At 73.4% G+C, this 24877-nt stretch carries 26 protein-coding genes and 2 pseudogenes; 9 read left to right on the forward strand and 19 right to left on the reverse strand.

The genetic code is table 11. The features are described 5' to 3' along the window. Positions 1-116: 116 nt before the first annotated feature. Positions 117-980, forward strand: coding sequence for a helix-turn-helix transcriptional regulator (locus tag EV567_RS06795; RefSeq protein WP_130437746.1), 864 nt, complete (start codon positions 117-119; stop codon positions 978-980). 91 nt (positions 981-1071) lie between these two features. Continuing rightward, positions 1072-1890 carry an SAM-dependent methyltransferase gene (locus tag EV567_RS06800; protein WP_130437747.1) on the forward strand — a complete coding sequence of 273 codons (819 nt, stop codon included), beginning with the start codon at positions 1072-1074 and terminating at the stop codon, positions 1888-1890. A gap of 82 nt (positions 1891-1972) precedes the next feature. Here the strand turns inward: EV567_RS06800 and EV567_RS06805 are convergent, their stop codons facing one another. The 6 genes from EV567_RS06805 to EV567_RS06830 form a co-directional block, all read right to left on the reverse strand. Then, positions 1973-2398, reverse strand: coding sequence for an OsmC family protein (locus tag EV567_RS06805; RefSeq protein WP_130437748.1), 426 nt, complete (start codon positions 2396-2398; stop codon positions 1973-1975). A gap of 192 nt (positions 2399-2590) precedes the next feature. Then, positions 2591-3625, reverse strand: a complete 1035-nt coding sequence (locus EV567_RS06810; RefSeq protein ID WP_130437749.1) for an alpha/beta fold hydrolase — start codon at positions 3623-3625, stop codon at positions 2591-2593. 252 nt (positions 3626-3877) lie between these two features. Further along, positions 3878-4546 carry a 1-acyl-sn-glycerol-3-phosphate acyltransferase gene (locus EV567_RS06815; protein WP_207228695.1) on the reverse strand — a complete coding sequence of 223 codons (669 nt, stop codon included), beginning with the start codon at positions 4544-4546 and terminating at the stop codon, positions 3878-3880. A 151-nt stretch (positions 4547-4697) separates the two neighbouring features. After that, on the reverse strand, positions 4698-5309 hold the full coding sequence (locus EV567_RS06820; protein ID WP_130437751.1) for a TetR/AcrR family transcriptional regulator: 612 nt from the start codon (positions 5307-5309) through the stop codon (positions 4698-4700). 313 nt (positions 5310-5622) lie between these two features. Next, the gene (locus EV567_RS06825; protein WP_130437752.1) at positions 5623-7695 is read right to left on the reverse strand and encodes a phage holin family protein; all 2073 of its coding nucleotides are present in this window, start codon (positions 7693-7695) and stop codon (positions 5623-5625) included. Positions 7696-7803: 108 nt separating this feature from the next. Next, entirely contained in the window at positions 7804-8205 is a 402-nt protein-coding gene (locus EV567_RS06830) for a hypothetical protein (protein WP_130437753.1), read from the reverse strand. A gap of 85 nt (positions 8206-8290) precedes the next feature. Between EV567_RS06830 and EV567_RS06835 the strand changes: the two genes are divergently transcribed. Beyond that, the gene (locus EV567_RS06835) at positions 8291-9064 is read left to right on the forward strand and encodes an MBL fold metallo-hydrolase (protein WP_165430320.1); all 774 of its coding nucleotides are present in this window, start codon (positions 8291-8293) and stop codon (positions 9062-9064) included. 35 nt (positions 9065-9099) lie between these two features. Further along, the gene (locus EV567_RS06840; protein ID WP_130438294.1) at positions 9100-9753 is read left to right on the forward strand and encodes a DedA family protein; all 654 of its coding nucleotides are present in this window, start codon (positions 9100-9102) and stop codon (positions 9751-9753) included. A 142-nt stretch (positions 9754-9895) separates the two neighbouring features. On the opposite strand, the gene EV567_RS06845 is transcribed toward EV567_RS06840, so the two are convergent. From EV567_RS06845 to EV567_RS06860, 4 genes are all read right to left on the reverse strand, one after another. Then, the gene (locus EV567_RS06845) at positions 9896-11107 is read right to left on the reverse strand and encodes an MBL fold metallo-hydrolase (RefSeq protein ID WP_207228696.1); all 1212 of its coding nucleotides are present in this window, start codon (positions 11105-11107) and stop codon (positions 9896-9898) included. Then, positions 11104-12351, reverse strand: a complete 1248-nt coding sequence (locus EV567_RS06850; protein ID WP_130437754.1) for an aminotransferase class I/II-fold pyridoxal phosphate-dependent enzyme — start codon at positions 12349-12351, stop codon at positions 11104-11106. Before EV567_RS06850 ends, EV567_RS06845 begins: the two co-directional genes overlap by 4 nt. 212 nt (positions 12352-12563) lie before the next feature. Continuing rightward, complete coding sequence (locus EV567_RS06855) at positions 12564-13568, reverse strand: hypothetical protein (RefSeq protein ID WP_130437755.1); 1005 nt, start codon at positions 13566-13568, stop codon at positions 12564-12566. Between the two features lie 212 nt (positions 13569-13780). Then, positions 13781-14611 carry an RNA polymerase sigma factor SigF gene (locus EV567_RS06860; RefSeq protein ID WP_130437756.1) on the reverse strand — a complete coding sequence of 277 codons (831 nt, stop codon included), beginning with the start codon at positions 14609-14611 and terminating at the stop codon, positions 13781-13783. A gap of 263 nt (positions 14612-14874) precedes the next feature. Here EV567_RS06860 and EV567_RS06865 point away from each other — a divergent pair, with 263 nt between their 5' ends. Beyond that, the gene (locus EV567_RS06865) at positions 14875-15255 is read left to right on the forward strand and encodes a DUF2795 domain-containing protein (protein WP_130437757.1); all 381 of its coding nucleotides are present in this window, start codon (positions 14875-14877) and stop codon (positions 15253-15255) included. Between the two features lie 107 nt (positions 15256-15362). Next, complete coding sequence (locus EV567_RS06870; protein WP_130437758.1) at positions 15363-15911, forward strand: type 1 glutamine amidotransferase domain-containing protein; 549 nt, start codon at positions 15363-15365, stop codon at positions 15909-15911. Between the two features lie 218 nt (positions 15912-16129). Here EV567_RS06870 and EV567_RS06875 read toward each other — a convergent pair. Next, positions 16130-16375: pseudogene (locus EV567_RS06875) on the reverse strand (DUF6158 family protein); the annotation flags it as partial. Positions 16376-16433: 58 nt separating this feature from the next. On the opposite strand from EV567_RS06875, the gene EV567_RS06880 reads away from it, so the two are divergent. After that, complete coding sequence (locus EV567_RS06880) at positions 16434-17537, forward strand: Vms1/Ankzf1 family peptidyl-tRNA hydrolase (protein ID WP_130437759.1); 1104 nt, start codon at positions 16434-16436, stop codon at positions 17535-17537. A gap of 30 nt (positions 17538-17567) precedes the next feature. On the opposite strand, the gene EV567_RS06885 is transcribed toward EV567_RS06880, so the two are convergent. Continuing rightward, positions 17568-19187 (reverse strand): ABC-F family ATP-binding cassette domain-containing protein, encoded by a 1620-nt coding sequence (locus EV567_RS06885; protein WP_130437760.1) that lies wholly within the window; start codon positions 19185-19187, stop codon positions 17568-17570. 150 nt (positions 19188-19337) lie between these two features. On the opposite strand from EV567_RS06885, the pseudogene EV567_RS06890 reads away from it, so the two are divergent. Together EV567_RS06890 and EV567_RS06895 are read left to right on the forward strand one after the other, a co-directional pair. Beyond that, positions 19338-19934: pseudogene (locus EV567_RS06890) on the forward strand (phosphatase PAP2 family protein); the annotation flags it as partial. A gap of 119 nt (positions 19935-20053) precedes the next feature. Beyond that, positions 20054-20905 (forward strand): class I SAM-dependent methyltransferase, encoded by an 852-nt coding sequence (locus EV567_RS06895; RefSeq protein WP_130437761.1) that lies wholly within the window; start codon positions 20054-20056, stop codon positions 20903-20905. A 66-nt stretch (positions 20906-20971) separates the two neighbouring features. Here the strand turns inward: EV567_RS06895 and EV567_RS06900 are convergent, their stop codons facing one another. The 7 genes from EV567_RS06900 to EV567_RS06930 are packed head-to-tail and all read right to left on the reverse strand — an operon-like array spanning position 20972 to position 24844. Beyond that, complete coding sequence (locus EV567_RS06900; protein ID WP_130437762.1) at positions 20972-21256, reverse strand: gas vesicle protein K; 285 nt, start codon at positions 21254-21256, stop codon at positions 20972-20974. After that, entirely contained in the window at positions 21253-21441 is a 189-nt protein-coding gene (locus EV567_RS06905) for a gas vesicle protein (RefSeq protein WP_130437763.1), read from the reverse strand. Before EV567_RS06905 ends, EV567_RS06900 begins: the two co-directional genes overlap by 4 nt. After that, positions 21438-22244 (reverse strand): GvpL/GvpF family gas vesicle protein, encoded by an 807-nt coding sequence (locus EV567_RS06910; RefSeq protein WP_130437764.1) that lies wholly within the window; start codon positions 22242-22244, stop codon positions 21438-21440. The genes EV567_RS06905 and EV567_RS06910 overlap by 4 nt, the downstream gene beginning before the upstream one ends. Then, on the reverse strand, positions 22241-22585 hold the full coding sequence (locus EV567_RS06915; protein ID WP_130437765.1) for a gas vesicle protein: 345 nt from the start codon (positions 22583-22585) through the stop codon (positions 22241-22243). The genes EV567_RS06910 and EV567_RS06915 overlap by 4 nt, the downstream gene beginning before the upstream one ends. Beyond that, a complete protein-coding gene (locus EV567_RS06920; RefSeq protein ID WP_130437766.1) occupies positions 22582-23742 on the reverse strand; it encodes an SRPBCC family protein in 1161 nt (386 codons plus the stop codon). The genes EV567_RS06915 and EV567_RS06920 overlap by 4 nt, the downstream gene beginning before the upstream one ends. Then, positions 23742-24587 (reverse strand): DNA primase, encoded by an 846-nt coding sequence (locus EV567_RS06925; protein ID WP_130437767.1) that lies wholly within the window; start codon positions 24585-24587, stop codon positions 23742-23744. The genes EV567_RS06920 and EV567_RS06925 overlap by 1 nt, the downstream gene beginning before the upstream one ends. Next, a complete protein-coding gene (locus EV567_RS06930) occupies positions 24584-24844 on the reverse strand; it encodes a gas vesicle protein GvpG (protein WP_130437768.1) in 261 nt (86 codons plus the stop codon). Before EV567_RS06930 ends, EV567_RS06925 begins: the two co-directional genes overlap by 4 nt. Positions 24845-24877 lie beyond the last annotated feature (33 nt).

Consider the following 24877-nt stretch of genomic DNA (forward strand, 5'->3'; position numbering starts at 1 on the left):
CCGTCCGGGCGATCGCGGCGCATCCCGCCGGACGATCTTCCTGCCGTTCCCCCTGCGGACGGGAACCGGAACATGACAGACTGTCCGCGTGTCTCGACGCACAGGGGAGACGTGGCGTGAGTGAGCGGCGGCCCGCGCCCACGGTGGGCCAGGTGGTACTGGGCAGGCGGCTCCAGGAGCTGCGCGAGGCGGCCGGGCTGAGCCGCGAGGAGGCGGCCCGCGCTCTGCGGGTGGCCCCGGCGACCGTGCGGCGCATGGAGACCGCCGAGGTCTCGCTGAAGATCCCGTACGTGCAGGTGCTGCTGGACGCCTACGGCGTGCCGGCGCAGGAGGCCGACGCGTTCGTGGCGCTCGCCGAGGAGGCGAACCGGCCGGGCTGGTGGCAGCGGTTCCACGACGTGCTGCCCGAGTGGTTCAGCCTGTACGTGAGCCTGGAGGGCGCGGCCCGGCTGATCCGCTCCTACGAACCGCACTTCGCGCCGGGCCTGTTGCAGACCGAGGCGTACGCGCGTGCCGTGCTGGAGTCGGGGACGGTCGGGCGCAGGAGCCCGGAGGCGATCGAGCGGCACGTGTCGCTGCGGATGGCCCGGCAGCGGCTGCTGGAAGGCCCCGACGCACCCCATCTGTGGGCGGTGATGGACGAGACGGTGCTGCGCCGGCCGGTGGGCGCCGACCCGGCCGTCATGCGCGGACAGCTCGACAAACTGCTGGAGTTCGCGGAACGGGACCGGATCACCTTGCAGGTGGCGGAGTTCGCGGACGGCCCGCACCCGGGGACGTCCGCGCCGTTCTCCCTCTTCCGGTTCGCCGAACCGGAGTTGCCCGACATGGTGGTCACCGAGTACGTCTCCGGCGCGCTGTACCTCGACTCCCGCAACGAGGTGTCGGCGCATCTGGAGGTCCTCGACCACATCACGACGCACGCGGCGTCGGCAGAGCGCACGAAGGAGCTTCTGCGGGACGCCCGCGGAAGCCTCTGATCCGCAAGAGCCGCCCAGGGCCCGGCACGGGTCCCGCGGGCTTCGCACGGCCCTGACCATCCGTACCGCACGCCCGAGGAGACGACCCCGTATGACCGGATCCGAGTCCGAGACCCCCTTGCGCATCGACACCAGCCGGCCGCACCCAGCCCGGGTGTACGACTGGTGGCTGGGCGGCAAGGACAACTATCCCGTGGACGAGGAGCTGGCGCGCAGGATCCTCGCCGTGGACGGCACGGTGCTGCGCGGGGCGCGCGCCAACCGCCGGTTCATGCAGCGGGCCGTGCGTGCCGTCGCCGAGGCCGGGATACGCCAGTTCCTCGACATAGGCACGGGCATCCCCACCGAGCCGAACCTGCACCAGGTCGCGCAGGGCGTCGCCCCGGAGGCGAAGGTCGTGTACGCGGACAACGACCCGGTCGTGCTGCGGCACGCCGAGGCGCTGCTGCACGGCTCCCCCGAGGGCTCCACCCAGTACGTGCACGCCGACGTCCGCGACCTGGACGCCGTGCTGCACCGGGCCGCCGAGTCGCTGGACCTCGGGCGGCCGGTCGCGCTGTCGCTGGTGGCACTCACCCACTACCTGGGCGAGGACCCCTCGGGTGACGACGTGTACGGGCTGCTGAAACGGTACGTCGCCGCGCTCGCGCCGGGGAGTCACCTGATCCTCTCCCAGGTCACGCCTGATCTGAACCCGGAGGCCATCGAGCAGGCGGCGAACCACTTCCGGCGCAGCGGCACCCCCTTCCATCCCCGTTCGCTCGCGGAGTTCTCCCGCTTCTTCGAGGGTCTGGAGCTGCTCGGTCCGGGAGTGATCCCGGTGTCGGGCTGGCGGCCCGAGCCGGAGGACGTGACGCTCCAGGCGGAGGGCATCGTGCCGGTGTACGCCGGGGTGGCCCGCAAGCCCTGACGCCCTGGCGCCCTCCCGCGTGCCGGACGCGAGCCGGCCGGCCGTGCGGGGTGCGCGACGGCCGGCCGGGGCGGTCCGGGGCTCAGGCGAGCTTGGCGGACAGGGTGATCGTGGTGCCCGCGAGAGCCTGGCTGACCGGGCAGTTCTTCTTGGCGTCCTCGGCGGCGGCCACGAAGGCGTCCTCGTCGAGGCCGGGGACCGTGCCCTCGACGGTCAGGTGGATGCCGGTGATGCCCTCACCCGGCTGGAAGGTGACGTCGGCGGACGTGACGAGCCTGGTGGGCGGGGTGCCCGCGCCGGCCAGGCCGTGCGACAGGGCCATGGAGAAGCAGGAGGAGTGGGCGGCGGCGATCAGCTCCTCGGGGCTGGTCTTGCCGTTCGCCTGCTCGGCGCGCGACGGCCACGACACCGGCTGCCGGCCGATGCCGGAGGAGTCGAAGGTGACGACGCCGTTGCCCTCGAGCAGGTTGCCTTCCCATTCGGTGTGTGCGGTGCGCGTGGTGGCCACGGTTGTTCCTTTCGCGTGGGGGTCCCGTCGGACGGGTTCACGGGTGACGGGTTTCCGTGTTCCCATCCGATCACACTCGCCGTCGTCGCACCCGGAAGACCGGCCCACGGGCCGTGAACGGCGGCCGGCGTCCCCGGCGAGATTCACTGTATGACTCTGGTTCCGGGCACCGGTGTCCTGCCGGCAGTCACCTCAGTCTTCTCCTTCGTCGGGGCGGCCTTCACCGGCCGGGTCCGGTTGCGTGCTTTGCTGCGCGTCGTCGTCCTGCCGTGTGGCGAGCGTGCCGGAGATCCAGTCCGTGATGTACGCGCTCATGCCGTCGCTGTGCCGGACCCACCGGAAGTGGTCCAACCGGTGGTTGCCGGCAAGGGTCTCGGAGTAGTGCCACCGGCTCACCGGGGCAGCCGGGATCTTCTGCAGCAGATGGTCCGTCGCGCCGGACGGCGCCAGGCTGTCGTTGTCCACGCCGACCGCGAGGACGGGAAGCGTCAGCCGCGCGAGCGCCGCCTCGTAGTCGGTGTCGCTCCCTCGCAGCGTGTAGCGGCCGGTGCGGCCCTGTCGCGCCCAGTCCCGCATCACTGCCGTGGTTTGGGTGCCACCGAAGCCGAGCCGTTCCCCGGGCCAGTAGCCGAGCGCCGTGGCGAGCACTGCGAACAGCTGGCTGCCGACCAGGTTGCGGAGCCCACGTACCGAGCCGAACCCCCGCCACCAGACCGACCCGGCCGCCGTCAGCACGACGGCGTGCACCCCGGTGAGCCCGGTCGCGCTGCTGAGCAGCGCGAGCTGGCCGCCGAGGCTGTGCCCGATGAGTACCACCGGCGAACGCGGGAACGCGGCGGAGACCGCACGGGCGACCGCGGGAAGGTCGTCATCGACCATCTCCCGGTACCCGTACGCCACTCCGCGGCGCGCTACCGGGGTGCTCTCGCCCTGGCCACGGAGGTCCGTGACCGCTACGTGCAGGCCACCCTGGTGCAGCCCGCGGGCGAAGGGAGCGTAGAACCGCGCCCGCGCTCCCATCGCCGGTACCACGAGCGCCACCGGGGCGTCTGGCCGCTCCGCACGCAGTAGCCGGACCACGAACTCCGCGCCTCCCGACGACCGCACCCGTACGGACTCCTCGGCAGAACCGTCCTGCTCCCGCCCCGCCGACGGTCCCGCATCGTCCGTCTGCGCCTTCTCCGAGATCACCCTGTCCGGCGCCGTGGGTCGATCCTGATACGTCATCTTGGTGCTCGTCCTCTCATCGATGCCGACTTCAGGCCCAGGTGAATCCAGGGCCTAGGGCGGCCCGGTGGGGAAGGGGCGGCCCGCAAGGGCAAGCACGGTGGCCGGCCGCCGGTCGTCACCGACGACATTTCGCCGCCCTCCAGGTCGGTGAGGTCCCCGGACCCGCCCCGCTGTCCCTGACCGCGCGCCTTGTTGATCACAGAGAGCTGCTTGTCACTTCGCAGTAGCTTCGAAGAGAACAGGGCCGGGTCAGCCCTGCTCCTTCGCCCTCGCCGCGTACACGGGCACGTACTCCTGGCCGGAGACCTCTGCTATGGCCTGCACGATCAGGTCGGAGACAGCCCTTCGGGCACCGGCGTCAGCGGCGGAGCCCTCGTACAGGGAGAGATCGACGGGCTTGCCGAAGGTGACCTTGACCTTGGCCGGACGCGGAAGCACGCGTCCGGGCGGCAGGACGCGGTCGGTGCCACTCATGGCCACCGGCACCACAGGCGCTCCGGACTTGAGAGCCAGCCATGCCACGCCCGTCTTGGCCCGGTAGAGCCGGCCGTCCGGGGAGCGTGTGCCCTCGGGGTAGATACAGAAGAGGCCGCCGTCCTTCACCACCCGAAGACACGCGTCAAGCGAGGCTACCGCCGCCCGTTGGTTCTCGCGGTCGACTGGAACCTGCCCACTGCCTCGCATGAAGGACGAGACGATCCGCGTCGGCCACGAACCTCCCTGAAAGTACTCCGCCTTCGCCATGAAGGTCACCTGTCGGTCCAGCACCAGTGGCAGGAAGGTGGAGTCCACGATGGACAGGTGGTTGGACGCGAGAATGACGCCGTCCGACTGCGGCACATTCTCCAGGCCCACGGCTTCGAGCCGCGCCGCGGTACGCAGTACTGGCCCGGTCAGCCGCTTTAAGCGCTCATACATCAATTCGTTCCTCTACTGGATATGTGCCGGGCTCGCGGCGAGCGAACGCTGCAGCTGGGCTGCGCCACCAGCACAACGGTGCCGTCCAGTGCGACGATCACCGTCCCGGCCACGCTGACGAGAAGGGGGACCGAGCGTCGCAGTCGCCCGGTCATGAGGCCATCGGCCCGAGATGGGCGTCCAGCGCAGCTTCGATCAACCGGTCATGACTGTCGGAACCCCCGTTGCCGAGGGCGAGTTGCAGGCTGCCCCAGGACAACAGTTGGGCGATGCCGTGCAGGTTCGCCCACAGAGCAGCCGCGGTGACTGCCGCCGAAGACTCCAGCGCCTGTCCCCGGCACCGAGCGACGAGCTCGGTGAGGCGCTGGAACATCGGGAGCGTCGCCTCCCTCAGCCGAGGCCCGTCCGGAGTTGCCCTCTGCTTGCCGCTGTCGAGCAGGTCGTGACGGAACATCAACTCGAACATGCCGCGCCGTTCCAGTGCGTAGGTGACGTACACCCGCGCCAGCGCCGCCAACTCGTCACGCGGCACGGCAGTCCCTGCCGTGGCTGCGGCGGACCGCGCGCCGAGCTCCTCGAAGCCTTTGCGCGCGATGGCCGACAACAGCGCCTGGTGTGTCGGAAAGTAGCGCCGCGGCGCACCGTGCGACACACCTGCCCGGCGGGCGATCTCCCGAAGACCGACCGAAGCGGTGCCCTCAGACAGCACCAGCTCTACGCCGGCATCGACCAGTCTTTCCCGCAGGGGCACTTCACCATCCATAGACAGTGTCTACCAGGTATCCATAGACAGCGTCTACCGGCAACTCGTCTGCGCGGACCGAGGGCGGCCTGCGATGGCTCTCCGATCGGCGGCGGGCCGGCAGTTCTGCCCGTACCTGCTCCGGCCGCCGCTCCTTGCCCACGGCGTGCTCGACGAGCCAGCCGGTCAGCTCGTCCGCATCCGCAACACTGCACTCCCGAGCTTGCCGGGCACGAGCCCCTGCTCGTCTTTCAACAGCGTCCAATGCGCGGCCGTCGTTTGCGGCTGGTGACAGCGTTCTTACCGGCACCCCGGGTGGGACCCGCAAGGCCCCTCAGGCGGCCCGTTCGGGGGCCGGCTCCAGGGGCGTCTCGGGGGCGTTCCGCTCGCTCAGCCAGCGGCGCAGGACGCGGTGGACCTGTTCGGCGCCCACGAGTTCCTCGCCGTCCCCGACCGGGGCGGACAGGTCGAGCGGGGACAGCAGGAACGGTCTGGCCTGGGGGCCGCCGAGGCCGCCGTGCGAGCCGATCTGCTCCTCGAAGGCGAGCACCTCCCCGTCGGCGGGGTCGTGGAAGGAGTTGACCATGATGTCGGCGGTGTGCGGGAAGGCGTGCGTGCGGCGCACCGCGTCGGCGGCGCGCGGCCCGAACCCGGCGAGCGGTCCGGGTTCCTCGTCGAGCCGGTCGAGGGGTATCTCCGCGCCGAACGCGCCGAGCACGACCCCGCCGTGCCGCTCGCTGCGCACGAGGAGGAAGCCGATGCCGGGGTGGTTGGCGAGCGTGGACAGCAGGGCGGGGTGACGGGCGTCGATCTCCTCCTTGCTCATCCGGTGCGGCACGTCGGGGAAGGAGACCAGGCCCAGGTTGCCCGAGGCGAGGACGAGGGGCTCCGGGCCGGGGGCCGGGCGGTGTCCGCCGTCGGTCTCCTCCTCCGGTCTGCGCAGCGCCGCCCGGACGGCCGCGCGCGCCTCGGCCCCGCTGTGGGTGTGCCGCGCCCGGCGCGGGACGGGCAGACCGCAGCCGGCCCGCACCAGGTCGCCGAGGGTGAGGCCGTAGCGGGCTCGGAAGGTCTCCCCGGGGCTCTGCCCGTGGTCGGACAGGACGACGATCCGGTAGGGGCGGGGCGCGTGCTCAGCGACGTTCGCGATGAGCGCAAGGGACCGGTCGAGGCGGGCGAGGACCTTCCGCGCGTCGCGGCTGCGCGGGCCGGAGTGGTGCGCGACCTCGTCGTAGGCGACGAGGTCGGCGTAGACGGCGCCGCGGCCGGCGAGCATGTCGCCCATGACGGCGGCCACGACGACGTCGCGTTCGACGACGGTCGCGAAGGCGCGGACGAAGGGGTAGAGGCCGCCGCGCCCCACGCGCGGGCGCTGTCTTCGCAGCCGGGCGCGGGTGGACTCGACGATCTCGCGGACGACCTCGGCGACGAACGACAGCGCGGTGCGCACCGCGTTGGCCGGGTCGGAGAAGTAGGCGAAGTAGCCGGCCCGGGAGCGGGTGGCCGCGTCGCGGCGGCCGACGGCTATGGACAGGACGAGTGCCTGCTCTTCTGCGCCGCCGCCGAAGAGGTTGCCGCGGCTCGCGCCGTCGCCGGCGAGCAGTCCGGCGTCACCGGTGCGCTCGACCGCGCGGCGCTGGAGTTCGGCGGCGCTGGTGGGCCGGTTGCAGACCATGACCTCGCCGCTGTCCTTCTCGTACCAGCGGAAGGCGGGCACGTCGTGGTTGCTGCCGTGCAGGATGCCCAGCTGGCTCGCACCGGTCTGGCTCGACCAGTCGGTGTGCCAGAGCGTGAGGCGGTGGGTGGCGGCGTGGCCGGGGGTGTGTCCCAGCCAGCGGGCCGTCGTGGGCATCACCCCGGTCGCGGCCGCCGCGAGCAGGACGTCGTGGCCCACGCCGTCGAGCTGGAGGAAGACGGTGCCGGGGGTGGTCTCGCAGGCCGGGCCGCCCCGGCGGCGGCGCACGGACAGCCGGTGGAGGCGGTGCCGGTAGGCGTCGTCGTCGCGTACGGCGAGCGCGCCGCCGGTGGCGGAGGCGACGGCGGACATCACGGCGGCGACGATCACCGCCGTCTCCGGGGCCACCTCGCTCTGCCCGGAGGGGTTGAGCCGCAGCGCGAGCAGGAGCAGCGAGCCGTTGAGGAAGAACACCAGCAGGCCGAGGACGAGCGCCGGCACGAGCAGCAGCAGGCGCACCAGGACGGGCCAGACCAGCGCCGACAGCAGGCCGAAGACGCCGGCGCCGACGGCGGCCGTGACGGCGATCGTGGGAGAGTCGTCGCCGTCCGGCGACTGCAGCCGGAAGTCCGGCAGGACGCCCGCGAGCGCGAGCATGGTGACCGTGGACACCGCCCACACCGCGACGCTCCGACCGGCCTGACTGACGGCCCGCCGCCAACGCACTCCCCGCACGCCCAGCCACCTCACGTTCCGGCCCCGCCGCCCGGGGGACCGCCACCCACCTTGTCATACCGCGCGGAGGACGGTCCGGGGCCGGTTCCGGCGGCCGGGGGCGCAGCGTCAGCGACCGTCGTAGCCCGCCGTCGGCATGGACAGCCGGCGGTGGACGCGGGCCTTCATCTGGGCGTCGTAGGCGGGTTCCGCGAGGCCGACCGTCTCCACGCGGACCCCGCGCCGCTCGCACTCCTCGGTGAACTCCTCGACGGAGGACAGGGCGCTCTCCAGCACCCGGCGGCTGGGCGCGACGAACACGTCGACGCCGGGCCGGACGCCGTCCCACAGCACGCAGTGATCGGGGCGCAGCGCGCGCACCAGCAACTCCCGGCGGACGACGTACCCGTGTTCCTCGGCCCACCGCGCGCACATCGCGTGCTGGCCGCGGGAGTCCACCAGGAAGGGATCGGCGTCCAGTTCCTCGAGCGGCGTCAGACTCGCGATCGCCGTGACCCGCACCGGCCCCATGGCGTCCCCTCTCACCTCCGGGTTTCGCCGCCGACCCTACTCCTGCCCGTAGGCTTCGGGGGAGTCGCACGAAGGAGGCAAAGAGGTGCCGGTGGAGATCACCTGGTGGGGTCACGCCACCTGCACGGTCGAGGACTCGGACGTCCGTGTGCTCACCGATCCCCTGTTCGCCCGCCGGCTCGCCCACCTGCGCCGTCGCCGCGGCGCCGTGCCCCCGCCGGAGGCGTGGCGCGCGGACGTGGCGGTCGTGTCGCACCTGCACGCCGATCATCTGCACGTGCCCTCCCTGGCGCGCCTCGCGCCGGGCACGCGCCTGCTCGTGCCCCGGGGCGCGCCGCGCGCCGTGCCGGGGCTGCGCCGACTGACGCATCTGCGGGTGACCGAGATGGCGCCGGGCGACGAGACGGACGCCGGGCCGGTGCGGATACGCGCCGTGCCCGCGGAGCACGACGGCCGGCGGCTGCCGGTCGGACCGCACCGCTCCCCCGCGCTCGGATACGTCGTGGAGGGCGAGGCCAGCACGTACTTCGCCGGGGACACGGGCCTGTTCGAGGGGATGGCCGAGGAGGTCGGGCCGGTCGACGTGGCGCTGCTGCCGGTGGGCGGCTGGGGCCCGTATCTCGGCGAGGGGCATCTCGACGCGGGGCGCGCGGCTCAGGCGCTCGCGCGGCTCGCGCCCCGCAGCGCCGTGCCGGTGCACTACGGCACGTACTGGCCGATCGGGATGGACGCCGTGCGCCCCCATGAATTCCATGCGCCGGGCGAGGAGTTCGTGCGCCGGGCCGCGCAACGCGCGCCGGCGGTCGCGGTGCACCGGCTCGCGCACGGGGAGAGCGTGCGCCCGGTGGTCACGCCGTGACGCCGCCCGCCGCGTGGACGGCGCCGGCCGCGTGGATGTCGGCCGCGCTCAGACCCGAGGACGATCCGACGCCGCTGGCCGTCGTCGCGCTCCTGCCGACGGAGTCCACGCAGCAGGCGATCGGCTATCCGACGCTGTTCCTGCTGGTGCTGGCCGGCGCGCTGGTGCCGGTGGTGCCGACGGGCGCGCTGGTGAGCGGGGCGGCCGTGGTCGCCTTCCACCAGACGGCGCCCTTCTCGCTGCTCCTGGTGTTCGTGACGGCGTCCCTGGCCGCGTTCCTCGGGGACGCGGCGCTGTATTGGCTGGGCCGGCGCGGACTGGGCTCGAAGAACGGCTCGCGCTGGCTTGAGGCGATCCGCAACCGTGCGCCGGAGGAGCGGCTCGCGCAGGCGCAGGCCAAGCTCGCCGACCACGACGTGGCCGTCCTGGTGCTGTCCCGGCTGGTGCCGGCGGGCCGCATCCCGGTGATGCTCGCCTGCCTGCTGGCGAAGTGGCCGCTGCGCCGCTTCGCCCGGGGCAACCTGCCGGCCTGTCTGGCCTGGGCGCTCACCTACCAGCTGATCGGCATCCTCGGCGGCTCGCTGTTCCCGGAACCCTGGCAGGGCGTGCTGGCCGCGATCGCGCTGACCGTCGTGATCGGCGCGGCCCCCAGCGTGTGGCGCCGCCTGCGGCACACGGACCCGGCGTAGACCTCCGGTCCGCAGCGGCGGCTCAGGGCGACAGCTCCCCAGCCCCCGGGTCGTCCGTCCCCCTCATCCGGCCCGCACGTGCTGACGGCCCTCTCACCCTGTCTGGGGTGGGAGGACCGTCAGGGCGCGGACGACTTCTCGCTCAGGTCGCGGCGGGCCCTGGGCGGTCGAGCACCCGGGAGCCTCCCACCGGGAGGTCCCACAGGTCGGCGCGGGGGCGGCCCGCCTGCTGCCAGGCGGCGCGGACCCGGGTGAGGGGTTCGAGGACCGGTTCGGCGGAGAGGACGAACGTGCCCCAGTGCATGGGGGCCATCCGGCGCGCCCCCAGGTCCTGGACGGCCCGCACCGCCTCCTCCGGGTCGCAGTGGACGTCGCTCAGCCACCAGCGGGGATCGTAGGCGCCGATGGGCAGGAGGGCGAGGTCGATGCCCGGGTAGCGCTGCCCGATGCGGGAGAACCAGTGGCCGTAACCGGTGTCGCCGGCGAAGTAGAGGCGCTGCCCGTCGCGGTCGGTGAGCACCCAGCCGCCCCACAGGGAACGGCAGGTGTCGGTGAGGCTGCGCTTGGACCAGTGGTGGGCCGGGACGAAGTCGAAGCGGACGCCGGACAGTTCGGCCGCCTCCCACCAGTCCAGCTCGGTGACGCGGGTGAACCGGCGGCGCAGGAACCAGCGGCCGAGCCCGGCCGGGACGAACACCGGTGTGTCGCGCGGGAGTCGGCGCAGGGTGGGCGCGTCCAGATGGTCGTAGTGGTTGTGGCTGACGACGACCGCGTCGACGGGCGGCAGCGCCTCCCACGGGACGCCGACGGGTGTGACGCGGGCCGGGGTGCCGAGGATGCGACGGGACCACACCGGGTCGGTCAGCACGGTCAGCCCGCCGATCCGCACCACCCAACTGGCGTGCCCCGCCCAGGAGACGGCGACGGTGCGGGCGTCCACGGCGGGCAACGGGCCGGGCTCGAACGGCAGTCGGGGGATGTCGGCGAGGCCCTCCCGGCCGGGGCGTACGGAGCCTTCGCGGGCGAAGCGGGCCATGGCCTTGAGGTCGGGCAGCGGGGCGGTGAGCCGGTCGTGGAAGGAGCGCGGCCACACCCGCCGCTCCCCCAGCGGCCGGGGCTCGGCGAGCGGCGGCGCGGAGGGCGCCGGGGGCACGGGCGCCGCCGTCGGCGAGGGCTCCGCGGGGGCGGGGGGCGCCGAGGACGCCTGCGGGACGGCGGGCGGGGCGGGCAGGGGGCTCGCGGGGGACGCAGGGGCCGGGGGGTCGGCCTTCCGGGCGCCGCCGGGGGCGGTGGTGACGGTCGTGCCGGTGAAGGCGGTCGCACGGGTGGTGGTCGACTCGGACTGCTGCGTCATCGAGGAGGCTCCCATCGCTGAGCGTCGCCGCCGAGATCGTCGAAGACCGACCTCAGGTGGGTCAACGCGCGGTGCACGTGTGGCAGTTCCAACGGGGTGGGTGAGGTGAGGCTTTCGGTGCGCTGGGCGTCCGTGCCGCCCAGCAGCGCGCCGGTGGAGAGGCGGACGCGCAGTGCGGCGAGGTCGTCGCCGAAGCGGTGGCCGCCCGGCGCGGGCATGCCGAGCCGGGCGGTGAGGAGGTCCTCCAGATCCTGTGCGTCGTCGACGTCCCGCGCGGCGAGCGCGTCACGCAACGGGCCGAGGTCGACGTAGAGATGACGGCCGGCCTGCGGCGGCGGGGCGAGCGCACCGGCGGACACGACGGCGTCGTGCGCGGCGGCGGCCAGGCGTGCGTGCAGCCGTACGGCGTCACGCACGCGCGTGCGCACCGGCTCGGGCTCGGTCAGGGCATGGGCGGCGGCCGCGGCGACCGGGGCGGCGACACGGGCGTCGAGAGCGGTGAGGACGTCGAGCACGCGCGCGTGCAGGTCGTCCCCCGCCGCCCCGGGTGGCAGCCGGGCCACGGCGGCGGGCCAGCCCGTCGGCAGCAGCGCGCCGGCGAGGTCGCTGACGACGGTGACCCGGTCCGGCAGCATCTCGGCGGGGCTGACCAGCACGGTGGCGTGCGGGTCGTGCAGCGTGTCGCGCCAGGTCTCGTCGCTGACGAGGTGCAGCCCCTCGTCGGCGGCGGCCTCCACGGCCTCGTGCAGCACCTCGGGCGGGGCGACGGTGGCGGTGGGGTCGTCGGCGACGGACAGCACCAGCAGCCGGGGGTCGCCGCCCTCGGCGCGCACCCGCCGCACGGTCTCCAGGAGCGCGAACGGGTCCGGGACGCCGCCGCACTCGGCGGGCGTCGCCACGTGGAAGACGGGTCTGCCCAGCAGTCGCGCGTACGGCGCCCACCAGGCCGCGCAGGGCCTCGGCACGAGGACGTCCCCGCCGACCGCGGCGGTCAGCGCGAGCAGCAGCGCCGGGGCGCCGGGGCCGGCCACGATCCGCTCGGGGCCCGCGGGGGTGCCGCGCCGCTCCCAGTAGCCGCGGGCCGCGTCCAGGAGGGCGGGGCCGCCGCCGACGGGTTCGCCGTCGCCGTGGGAGGCGGCGGATGCGAGGGCCTCGGCGAGGCCGGGAGGTACGGGCAGACCGTCCCCGGGGAGCGGGGGGCCGTAGCGGACGGGCCCGTGGCCTTCCGGTTCCGTCCGCCGCATGAGGTCCTCCGCGCAGTCCGTCCCTGGTGCCGAGTGCCGTCGCCGGCCGGTCGCCACGCGTCCGCCGGCCGGGGCCGCTGTCCGCCCGTGCGCCGGATGGTGCGTGACATCTCGTACGGGGCCGGGTGTGCCCTCGCGCACCGAGTACCCCGTGTGCCGCCTTCCCATGGCCGCCTCGCCGGTGTTGCGCCGGTCACGGCGCGGGGGCGGCGTCAGAGGCGTCCCGCGGCGTCACGGCGGCGCAACCGGTGGACGGCGGCGCCGAACGCGCCGGCGATGAGGAGGGTGCCGGCGGCCAGTGCCGGCACGGAGTCGGTGAAGGCGCCACCCGCCCCGGCCCGCACCCCGTGCTGGACGGCCGCGCCGGCGCAGGCGTCGTCGCGCGGGCCTGCTCCGCGGGTGTGGTCGGGGCAGGGTGCGGGCCGGGGGGTCCCGCAGGGCCGGCCGCGCTCGGCGTCGGCTTCCTCGCCCTGGCCGGCGGCGCAGGGTTCGTGGCCGGCGCAGGGTTCGTCGGAATCGAGGGAGGTATCGGGGGCCTCGGGATCCTTGGCGTCCTGCGGGCCTTCCGCGCACGTCCCGCGCGAGCCGCAGGCGTCGAGGTGGTCCTCCTCGCAGGGCGCGGACGGCGGCGTGCAGGCTTTGCCCTCGCAGGGCGCCGACGGCGGCGTGCAGGCCTTGCCCTCGCAGGGCGCCGACGGCGGCGTGCAGGCCTTGCCCTCGGGACAGGCGGGCGCCCCGGCGTCGCTCCCGCCCTCGGTGATGTCGAAGCCGGCGCTCCACGGCGTGCCGCGTCCGCCCGGCGGGGCGGGGCAGACTCCGTCGACTTTCCAGGCGGAGCCCGCAGACGGCGACGCGGTGCCGTCGGGCGCGTCGGCAGGCGGATCGCCGGCCCCGTCCGCGTCCACCGGCACGGTCAGGGCCGTGGCGGGGGCGATGCGGGCGGTGCCCTTGTAGGCGGGGCCGGTCAGCTCGTCGCCGCCCGGCACGAGGGTGAGCGTGACGGTCCCGTCGGCGAAGGCCCGGGAGGTGGCGTCCACGGTTTCGGGCGCGGGACCGCCGAGGGGGTCGCAGGTCACCGAGACGGTGACGCTGCCACCCGGGGGGACGGCGGCCGGACCGATCTCCGCCGCCGGCTCCGCGGACGCGGCCGGGACGGCGCCGGACAGCACGGCGGCGCCCAGGGCGGCGACGGACAGGACACGGGCGGTGCGGCGCATGGGACGGCTCCTTCGGCCGGCGACTGCGGGGCACGACGTCCATGCCCCACAGCCATCACAGCCCGCCGACGGCCCCACCCGCGCGCGACCACCCGCCATTAGCGGGACCCACTCCCACCAACCGGGTGACTCCCCGGCGAGCCACCCGGCCCCCGAGCCCGGCGACAGCGCCGCCCCGCGAGGGGGGACGCGGCGCCCCGGTCTCGGCTCCCTTATGCCGCTTCCTTCAGGGCCTGTTCGCGGAGGCGTTCGCAGCAGCGGTTGATCAGACGGGAGACGTGCATCTGGGAGATGCCGAGCTGCTCGGCGATCCGGCTTTGCGTCATGTCCTGGAAGAAGCGCATGTAGAGGATCGTCCGCTCGCGTTCGGGCAGTGCGGCCAGCCCGGCCTTCACCGACTCCCGGTCGACGACCGTGTCCAGCGCGGGGTCGGGCGAGCCCAGGGCGTCGCCGAGGGAGTAGCCGTTCTCGCTGCCCGCCGTCTGCGCGTCGAGCGACAGCGCGCTGAAGCTGTCCAGCGCCAGCAGCCCCTCGCGCACCTCCTCCTCGCTCAGCCGGGTGTGCCGGGCGATGTCGGCGACGGCGGGGTGGTGGGCGGAGCCGGCCTGGGACAGCTCCCGGCAGGCGACCCGCACCCGGTTGCGCAGCTCCTGCACCCGACGCGGCACGTGCAGGGTCCACATGTGGTCGCGGAAGTGCCGCTTGATCTCGCCGGTGATGGTGGGCACGGCGTAGCTCTCGAACGCCTTGCCGAGCTCGGGGTCGTAACGGTCGACGGCCTTGACCAGGCCGAGGGCGGCCACCTGGCGGAGGTCGTCGGTGTTCTCGCCGCGGTCGCGGAAGCGGCCGGCGAGGCGGTCGGCCATGGGCAGCCAGGCCTCGACGATCCGGGCGCGGAGCGCGTCGCGCCGGGGGCCGGGCGGCAGGGCGGCGAGCCTGCGGAAGTCGTCGGCGGTGTCGGGGGCGTCATGGTGCGGGTGGCGCTTCGCGCTCCCCCGGTCGTGCACGAGGTCGGGCACGGGGTTGGGCACGGATGTACGCATGAACGTGGCAACTCCCTTGGAGTGCTTGGGTTGGCCGGTCACCGTGGAGATGCGACGCGGCACGACCGGAGGGGCCCGCCGGGGTCGCGAACTGCGGTGTCCCACGGACGTGCCTCCGGTCCGAAGCACTGATTCCGCGCCTGCCCCGGCCCCGGCCTCTCAAACACCCCGCCCGATCCGGCGCACATCGGCTCCAAGTGCCCCGTGTCGGCGTCCGCGCCTCGGGTACGCGGTGGGCCGACCCCGAAGATCTGGAGGGAGACATGCAGCGAGGCAGCGACCGGCTGAGTGTCCACCGGGACGACGAGATGAAGCACGAACTGCAGGGTCTGCTGAGGTCCGGGCACCCCACCCGGTCCGAGGAGTGGCACGACCCCGAGCCGTCCGCCGACGACGACCCCGAGGTGTGGGGCGGTCCGGTGGTGCCGGGCACGTCCCGGGCGTCGCTGGCGACCGTACGGCTGGAGCTGGCCCGCATCCTGGGCCGGGGCTCCTTCCCCGCGGGGCCGGAGGACCTGACGCGTGCCCTGCGCCGCAAGAACGCCCCGGACGGCCTCGTGGAGGCGGTGGGGCGGCTGCCGCGCGGTGAGCGTTACGCCACGGTGCAGGAACTGGCCGAAACCCTGGTCGGAAGCGAGCGGTGAGCGGGGCGGGGCCTCGCCGATGTGCCCGCAGTGGTGAATGGAACGAGCAGCGGCGGGCCGGGGCCCACGAGGCCGGCCGGCCCGCCGCGGAAGGACGGTGAACGAACATGCGTATCGCGTTTCTGACGGCTCCAGAGGGCGTCGAGCAGGTGGAGCTGACCGATCCGTGGCAGGCGGCGGTGGAGGCGGGTCACGAGCCCGTGCTGGTGTCGACCGACTCCGGTGAGGTCCAGGGCTTCAACCACCTCGACAAGGCGGACACGTTCCGTGTGGACGAGGTCGTCGGGGAGACGTCAGCGGACTCCTTCGGCGGGCTGGTGCTGCCGGGCGGGGTCGCCAACCCCGACTTCCTGCGCACCGACGACAAGGCGGTGGCGTTCGTCAAGGACTTCTTCGAGCAGGGCCGTCCGGTGGCCGCGATCTGCCACGCCCCGTGGACGCTGGTGGAGGCGGACGTCGTACGGGGCCGGACGCTGACCTCGTGGCCGAGCCTCAGGACGGACATCCGCAACGCGGGCGGCACCTGGGTCGACGAGCAGGTGAAGATCTGCGACCACGGGCCGAACAAGCTGGTCACCAGCCGCAAGCCGGACGACCTGAAGGCGTTCTGCGAGGCGTTCCTGGACGTCTTCGCCAAGGAGACCGAGGCGGCCTGAGACGCCCCGACGGCGGCCGGGTCGGGCTGGTCCGGTCGCCTCTCGACCACCCCGGGCGATGCTCCGCCGCCCTCGTGGCCCCGGTGGGTTCACTCCCCGCCGGGGCCCTCCTTCGTCCCGCGGCCCGGCCTGCCCGTACCGCCGGCCGAGCCCGGGCCCCACTTGCCGACCGGGGTGTCCGCGCGGCCTCCTCTGCCGCCGCTCTCCGTCGCCGTGTCACGTTCGCGGGCGCCGTCCCGGGTGCGGCTGGGGGCGACGAAGCGGTCCGGGTTGCGGCGCAGGTACTCGCCCTCCAGCTTCGCCATGCGGTCGTTGTGGGCGCGCAGCGCGTCGTTCGAGCCGTGCAGGAGGGTGTCGTGGCGCGTGCGGTGGATCGTCTCCAGCTCTTTCATCAGCTGCTGGTCGTCCAGCCGGTCCGGGTCGACTCCGGTCATCGTGGTGCCCCGCTCGTTGTGTTCGTCCATGTCGTCCGGGTACCCGCCCGGTGCGAAACGACCCCCGAGCGGCATCCGGGAGGGAGCCATGGATCTCGCCTTTCTGCATCCACTGTACGAACATTCCGGCCCCTGGGCCTCCGTCTACGTCGACACCTCACGGCACACCGAGAGCACCCCGCACGAGCGGCGTCTGACGGCCGCCGCGATGGCGCGGCAGCTGGCGGAGCAGGGCGCGGACGAAGCCACCTGCCGGGCGGTGGAGACTGCGATCGACGAGTTGCGCCGCTCCGGCGAACCGCACGGGCGGGCCCTGTTCGCCCGCGCCGGCGAGGTCGTCCTCGATCCGCCGCTGGCGCGTCCCCCGCAGGGCGACCACGCCGAGTGGGCGCCGCTGCCGCGGGTGACGCCGCTGCTGGAGCTGGCCGGCCAGGACCCCGTGTGCCTGGTGGCCTACGTGGACCGCCGGGGCGCGGACCTCGAGCTGCGCAGCGGACTGGGCCGGCGGGAGGCCGGCACGGTCACCGGCCGGCAGTACCCGATCCACCGCACGTCGTCCGCCGACTGGTCGGAGCGGCACTTCCAGCTGAAGGTGGAGAACACCTGGGAGCACAACGCCGGGGAGATCGCCGGCCACGTCTCCGCCTGCCAGGAGGAGACCGGCGCCGACCTGATCGTCCTGGTCGGGGACGACCGGGAGCGGCGGGCCGTGCACGAGCGGCTGCCGCAGCGGTTGCGGGACCGGGTCGTCGAGGCTTCGCACGGCGCGGGCAGCCGGCTGCTCGACGAGGACGTGGAGTCGGCCCGCGCCGAGCACACGCGCCGGCGGGCCGAGGCCGAGCGGGAGCGGTTCCTGGCCGCTCGTGCCCCCGACGGCGAGGGCCGGGCCGGGGCCGTGGAGGATGTGCCGGCGCTGGTCGAGGCGGCCCGTGAGCACCGGATCGACGAGCTGCTGATCCGCGCGGACGGGCCGGACACCCACCGTGAGGTGTGGATCGGCGAGGACGCCGACCAACTGGCGGTCCGGCGCACCGAGTTGAAGACACTGGGTGAGCAGAACTCATGGGCGGCCCGAGCGGACGACGCCCTGATCCGCTCGGCCGTCACCACGGACGCCCCGGTCCTGGTGCTCCCGCCGGAGTCCGAGGAGACCCCGGTGGGCGGCCTGGGCGCCCTGCTCCGCTGGAAGTGACCCCGCGCGGAACAGAGCCTGGTCACGGCACTAGCGCACTCGCTCCACGCGGCGTTCGTCCCAGACCGGGGTCGGGGTCTCGCGGACCCGGCCGTCCGTGCCGAAGACCAGGTAGCGGTCGAAGGAGCGGGCGAACCAGCGGTCGTGGGTGACCGCCAGGACCGTGCCGTCGAAGGCCTCCAGACCTTCCTGGAGGGCTTCGGCGGACTCCAGGTCGAGGTTGTCGGTCGGCTCGTCGAGCAACAGGGCGGTGACGCCCTGCAGTTCCAGGAGCAGGATCTGGAAGCGGGCCTGCTGCCCGCCGGAGAGCCGGTCGAAGCTCTGCTCGGCCTGGCCGGTCAGCTCGTAGCGGCGCAGCCTCGACATGGCGGCGCCCCGGTCCTGGGAGTGCTCGCTCCACAGGATGTCGAGCAGGGTGCGCCCCTGGAGTTCGGGGTGGGCGTGGGTCTGGGCGAAGTGCCCGGGAACGACCCGCGCGCCGAGCCTGAACTCCCCCGTGTGCGCCACGTCCTCGCCGGCGAGCAGGCGCAGGAAGTGGGACTTGCCGGAGCCGTTGGAGCCGAGGACGGCGACACGCTCGCCGTAGAAGACCTCCAGGTCGAACGGCTTCATCAGACCGGTCAGCTCAAGTCCCTTGCAGGTGACCGCCCTTACGCCGGTGCGGCCACCCTTGAGGCGCATGGTGATCTCCTGCTCGCGCGGCGGCTCGGGCGGCGGACCCGCCTCCTCGAACTTGCGCAGCCGGGTCTGGGCGGCGTGGTAGCGGGAAGCCATCTCATGGCTGACGGAGGCGGCCTGACGCAGGTTCAGCACCAGCTTCTTCAGCTGCGCGTGCTTCTCGTCCCAGCGGCGGCGCAACTCCTCGAAGCGGGCGAAGCGTTCACGCCGGGCCTCGTGGTAGGTGGCGAAGCCGCCGCCGTGCACCCAGGCGTCGGCGCCGGCCGGGCCGGGCTCCACGGAGACGATCTTCTCGGCGGCGCGCGAGAGGAGTTCGCGGTCGTGGGAGACGAACAGGACGGTCTTGCGGGTCTCCTTCAGCCGCTCCTCCAGCCACCGCTTGCCCGGCACGTCGAGATAGTTGTCGGGCTCGTCGAGGAGCAGCACCTCGTCGGCGCCGCGCAGCAGCGCCTCCAGCACGAGCCGTTTCTGCTCGCCGCCGGAGAGGGTGCGCACCTCGCGGAACTGCGCCTTGTCGTACGGCACGCCCAGCGCGGCCGTGGTGCACATGTCCCACAGCGTCTCGGCCTCGTAGCCGCGCACCTCGGCCCAGTCGGCGAGGGCCTGCGCGTACTGGAGCTGGGCGGCCTCGTCGTCGACGGTCATGATGGCGTGCTCGGCCCGGTCGACGGCCCGCGCGGCCTCCCGGATGCGGGGCTGGGCCACGGACACGAGGAGGTCGCGCACGGTCGTCTCGTCCCGTACGGAGCCCACGAACTGGCGCATCACGCCGAGTCCGCCGCTGACGGTGACCGTGCCGCCGTGCGGTTTCAGCTCACCGGAGATCAGCCGCAGGAGGGTGGTCTTGCCGGCGCCGTTGGGTCCCACGAGGGCCACGACGGCCCCTTCGCCCACCCGGAAGGACACGTCGCCGAGCAACGCCCTCCCGTCGGGGAGGTAGTACTCGAGGTGCGCGGCTTCCAGATGTCCCATGGGGACGCATTCTGCGGGCCGCACACGGCGGGCGGCAAACCGATATCCCCCGGACCCGGCAGCCCGCCCCGCTCTCGCGTGGGGGCGGCACGCCGCACGGGGCGGCCCGGGTGAGGCAGGAAACGGCCACCTCAGGGTACCCGCGGCCCTATGAGCCCAGACGTCGACCTGACCGCCTCCGAGCCCGGCCGCAGCGTGCTGCGCGACCGGCTGATCGCCCTCGACTGCCGTCTGTTCGAGTTCGCCGCCGAGCGGGACTGGCCGGGCGCGCAGCGGATCCTGCCCCGGCTGAGCCGCGGCGCGAACCACGGGGTGCTGTGGTTCGCCACCGCCGCCGTGATCGCGGCGAGCCGCACGCCCCGGGCCCGCCGGGCCGCCGTGCGCGGCATCGCCTCGCTGAGCCTGGCTTCGCTGGCGATCAACACCGTCGGCAAGCGCTCGGTACGCCGCCCGCGGCCGGTGCTGGACCCGGTGCCGCTGGTGCGCCGGCTGAAGCGGCAGCCGATCACCACGTCCTTCCCGTCCGGTCACTCGGCATCGGCGGCGGCCTTCGCCACCGGTGTGGCCCTGGAGTCGCCGGCGTGGGGCGCGGTGGTGGCGCCGGTCGCGTTCTCGGTGGCGGCGTCCCGCGTGTACACGGGCGCCCACTTCCCCGTCGACGTCGTCGCGGGCGCGACCCTCGGCGCGGGCGCCGCCTTCGTCGTACGCCGTCTGCTGTCGGCGCGCGAGGAGACGCCGGATGTCGGCGGGGAGGGGTCGGAAGGGGCGTCGGCCGCACCACGGTTGTCCGCATGACGGAATGAACTGTCTCAGCATGCGGCTGGCACCCTACAGTGAGGCCATTCCGGCGAGAGAGGGGAACGGCCATGCCGCGAGCACGGGAGACCGCCGTCTACACCCACGGGCACCATGAGTCGGTGCTGCGGTCGCACACCTGGCGGACGGCCGCCAACTCGGCCGCCTATCTGCTCGGCTCGCTCACGCCCGGGATGCGGATCCTGGACGTCGGCTGCGGGCCCGGCACCATCACCGCCGACCTGGCCGCCCTGGTCCCCGACGGGCACGTCACCGCCGTCGACCACGCGCCCGGCGTCCTGGACCGGGCCCGGGCGACCGCCGCCGAACGCGGCCTGACCAACGTCGACTTCGCGGTCGCCGACGTGCACGCCCTGGACCACCCCGACGACACGTTCTGCGTGGTCCACGCGCACCAGGTGCTCCAGCACGTCGGTGACCCGGTGGGCGCGCTGCGCGAGATGCGCCGGGTGACCCGGCCCGGCGGGCTGGTGGCCGTGCGCGACTCGGACTACGCGACGATGACCTGGTACCCCGCGTCGGCGGGACTGGACGACTGGCTGGAGCTGTACCGCAGGGTGGCCCGCGCCAACGGCGGGGAGCCCGACGCGGGGCGCCGACTGAAGTCCTGGGCACTCGCCGCCGGCTTCACCGACGTCACCGCCACGTCGGCGACCTGGACGTTCAGCACCGAGCAGGAGCGCGCCTGGTGGAGCGGCCTGTGGGCCGACCGCACGGTGGCCTCCGCCTACGCCGCGCGCGCCGTCGGCGGCGGACACGCCACCGAGGCGGAACTGCGCGCCGTGGCCCGGGCCTGGCGGGAATGGGGGCAGCGGGAGGACGGATGGTTCAGCGTCCTGCACGGAGAGATCCTGTGCCGGAAGGACGCGCAGGAGGGCACGGGCGACGCGAAGGGCGCCTGACACGCGCGGCGCCCCGGACCGCGGGGTACGGGGGCCGCTGACGCAGGCGCCGAGCGGCCCCCTGAGTCACTCCCGGGGCAGGAGCGGGCCGAGCGGCCCGAGGTCCAGATTCAGGTCCTCGGGGCGCAGGCCGTAGCGCTCGCGCAGTTCGGTCATGCGGTCGTCGAGCAGCATCAGGGTGAGCCCGATGCGCTCCTCCTGTTCCTCGTTCAGGTCGCCCTGGTCGAAGCGGCGCAGCGCCTGACGCTCCATCAACTGGCGCAGCAGTTCCACCACGGTGAGGACGAGCTTGACCAAGTCGCGCTCGACGGTGTCGGGTTCGAGATCGAGGCGTTTGCGCGAAGTCGTCACATCAGATCCCCCCAAGGCGACGAGACGTTCTCGTTGACGGAGCTGATGAGGGCGTTGAGGTCGATCCGGACGAGGTCGACGTCGGCGATCCGCAGGGTGATGTCGCCCGTGATCACGACCCCGCCGGCGAGCAGCCGGTCGAGCAGGTCGACGAGGGCGACCTCACGGCGCTCCACGACGGTCATGAGCCGGCCTCCTGGGAATCCCTCTCCGCCCCCTGGGTTTCCATGTCCACGAAGGAATAGGCGGCCCACGGCCCGGTGAGCTCCACGCGCATCCCGGGCTCCTGGTCCTTGGTGTGGTCGACGATCTCCACGAACTCCTCGGACCCCGCGCGCGGCACGAGATAGGCCGCGTTCAGGACGTTCTGGCCGGACGCCTTGGAGAGGGCGGGGTTCTGCGGCGCGTGGAGACGGGCCGCGTCGGCGTGCTCGGAGAGCAGGGAGTGCAGTCGGCCGGCGAAACGCTCGGCCCGCTGCCAGGTGTCGTCCTGCGCCCTGGCCTGCATCCGGCGCCGCAGCAGATAGTCCCGGCCCGAAGCGGGCTTCGCGCCCGCCTCGGAGCCGGCGCCGCTCGCGGGAGGCTCCGCCTGGGGCTCGACATAGACCTTCACGCCCCACTCCACCCGGCCCTGAAGCCGGTCGAGAGTGCGCCGGAAGTCGTCCTCGCGCTCCTCCATCATCACGCGGACGCCGCTGTCGTCTCGGAAGACGGTGGCGAGCCGCAGCGGCAGCGGTGTGGTGACCGCGGTGAGCGCGTCGATCACCTGCTGGTGGCCGCGGGCGGTCGCACTCAGCCAGTCCAGGTCCTCCAGATGGGAGCGCAGCGGCTCCTCGGCGAAGTCCTTCACCGGCACGTCACTGACGACGGCGACGAGGCCGTGGTGGTGCAGCAGCTTGGCCGGTGCGCCCGCCACCCCCGTCAGCTGGACCTGGAGCGGCGCGTCGAAGGGCCGGCAGACGGCGTACACATAGCGCAGTCCGGTCATGTGGACTCCTCCTCCCGGGACCGGGCACGACCCAGTTCCAGCTCCTCCAGCCGCGCCAACCGCTCTCGCAACTCGGCGTTCTCACGCGTGAGTTGGTCGCGGCGGGCGCGGGTGGAGAGCTCCGGGTCGTCCTCCCACCAGTCGATGCCCATCTCCTTGGCCTTGTCGACCGAGGCGACGATGAGACGGAGCTTGATGGTCAGCAGTTCGATGTCGAGCAGGTTGATCCGGATGTCGCCGGCGATGACGATGCCCTTGTCGAGGACGCGTTCGAGAATGTCCGCGAGATTGGCTCCGCCGCTCTGACCGTACGGCTCCGGCATCCGGCTCGGCATGGTCATCGACGACTCCCGCCCTCGGCGTACTCGGCGTCCTCGTCTTCGGCCTCGTCCTCGTACTCGCCGTCCTCGTCGGCGTCCGCGGAGCCTTCGGCGTCCTCGGCGTCCTCGTCCTCGTACTCCGCCTCGGGCTCGTCCTCGTCGTACTCCTCCTCCTCGGGCTCGCCCTCCTCGTCGTACTCGTCCTCGTACTCCTCGCCGTCCTCCGGCTCGCCTTCCTCGCTGCCGTTCTCGCCGTTCTCGCCGTTCTCGTCGTTCTCCTCGGCCTGCTGCTCCTCCTCCAGCGCGTCCTCGTGGGACTGGACGACCTCGCCGTCGCGGATCTCACCGCGCCAGCCGTCCTCGGCCTCTCCCTTGAGGGTGATGAAGCGGGCGTAGTTCTTCAGATCGAGCCGGGCGCGGCGGCCCTGGGCGCGCCAGATGTTGCCCGTCTTCTCGAAGAGCCCTGAGGGGTAGTACTCGATGACCAGCAGCACGCGGGTGAGGTTGTCCGCGAGGCGGTGGAAGGAGACGACGCCCTTCGTGGTGCCCTTGGCGCCCTCCGAACTCCAGGCGATCCGGTCGTCGGGGACCTGCTCGGTCGTCTTCGCCTTCCAGCTGCGGTTGGACCACCAGACCTTCGCTTGCCAGTCGCTGGTGGTGTCGTCGGCGCGGCTCGCGCTCTTGACGCCCTTGGCGAAGGTGCTGAAGTCCTGGTACTTGGTCCACTGGTCGTAAGCGGTGCGCAGCGGCACGCCGACGTCGATCTGCTCGATGATGACGGTCGGCTTGTTGCCCGAGCCGCTCTTGCCCTTCTTGCCCTTGCCGCCGAGGCTCTTGAAGGCCCCGGTCACCTTGTCCTTGACGCTGGAGGCGCCGACTTCCAGCGCGCTGCGCAGCGGGCCCTTGCCCTCGGCCAGCTTGCGGCCGCCGTCCAGGGCCATTTTGGCGAAGCCGGGGCTGTTGCCCTCGGCGATGTCGTTCAGCTTGCCCGTCGTCTCGCCGAGCTTGCGGCCTACGCCGGTCAGCACGCGCTGGGCCTGGGCGGAGAGGTATTCCTGCACCTCCGCCTTCAGCCGGTCGGCGGCCTCGCTCTGGGCGAGGTCGGAGAGCGGGTTCCCGCCGTCGCCCTTGGCCGCCTTGCCCGCGGCGGAGGTCGCGGATCCGAGGGTCTCGGTCATCACTCACCGCCTCCCTTCGACCCCCGGCTACGGGAGGCCGTCTTGCTCGCCGTCTTGCCGGCCGTCGCGGTCTTCTTCGCGGCGGTCTTCCTGGCGGGGGCCCGCTTGGCGGCGGCGGCCTTCTTGGCCGGGGCCTTCTTCGCGGGCGCCTTCTTCGCGGGCGCCTTCTTCGCGGGCGCCTTCTTGGCGGGCGCCTTCTTGGCCGCCTTCTTCGCGGGGCGCTCGTCCTCGCCCTCGTCCTCGTCCTCGCCCTCGTCGGCGTCGTCCTCGCCGCGGGCCTCCTCGGGCTCCTCCTCGTCCTCCTCCTCGTCCTCGCCGCGGGCCTCCTCGGGCTCCTCCTCGTCCTCCTCCTCGTCCTCGCCGCGGGCCTCCTCGGGCTCCTCCTCGTCGTCGGAGTCGTCGCCCTCGTCCTCGCCGCGGGCCTCCTCAGGCTCCTCCTCGTCGTCCTCGGCGGCCTCGGGCTCCTCCTCGTACGCGTCCTCGGGCTCCTCCTCGTCGTCCGAGCGGGAGCCGGACGCGTCGGGCACGACGCCGTTCAGCTGGTCACGCACGTCGGAGGTCCGGCTGTGCAGCCGGTCGGCGAGCGCGCTCATCTGGCGTTCGACCATGGCGCCGGAGGCGGCCTTGCCGACTCCCCGCAGGTCCTGGCGGAGCTGGTCGCCGATCTCCTTGAACTGCGGGTTGTCCTTCAGCTGCTGGGAGACCATGTCGGCCAGGCCCCGCGGGGTCAGGTTCATCCGCTTGCCGGCCACCAGGGACCCCACCGCGAACGCCAGCTTCATCTTCTTCGTACGCCCGAGGAGATATCCGGCCCCTACCGCGAGGCCCAGTCCCATTCGGTTCATTGTGTCGTCCCGTCCGTTCCCGCGCTTCTGCGCGACGCGATCTCCAGCCGGTCCAGGAGTTCGTCCTCCATCCGGTCGAACTCGTCCTCGGTGATCTCGCCCGCCTCCAACTGCTCTTCGAGCCGGGAGAGTTCGGCCCGGACCGCAGCGGGGTCGTAATAGATCCGCTCGGCCTCCTTGACGACCTGTCCGATCACCCAGCCGCTGCCTCGCACCGGGGCGAACGGCAGCAGCAGCACTTCCGAGATCAGGCCCATTCCTCTGCTCCCTCGCTCGCGCGCCCGGCGTTC

Origin of the sequence: Streptomyces sp. BK239, assembly GCF_004217285.1 — a bacterium.
Lineage (GTDB): Bacteria > Actinomycetota > Actinomycetes > Streptomycetales > Streptomycetaceae > Streptomyces.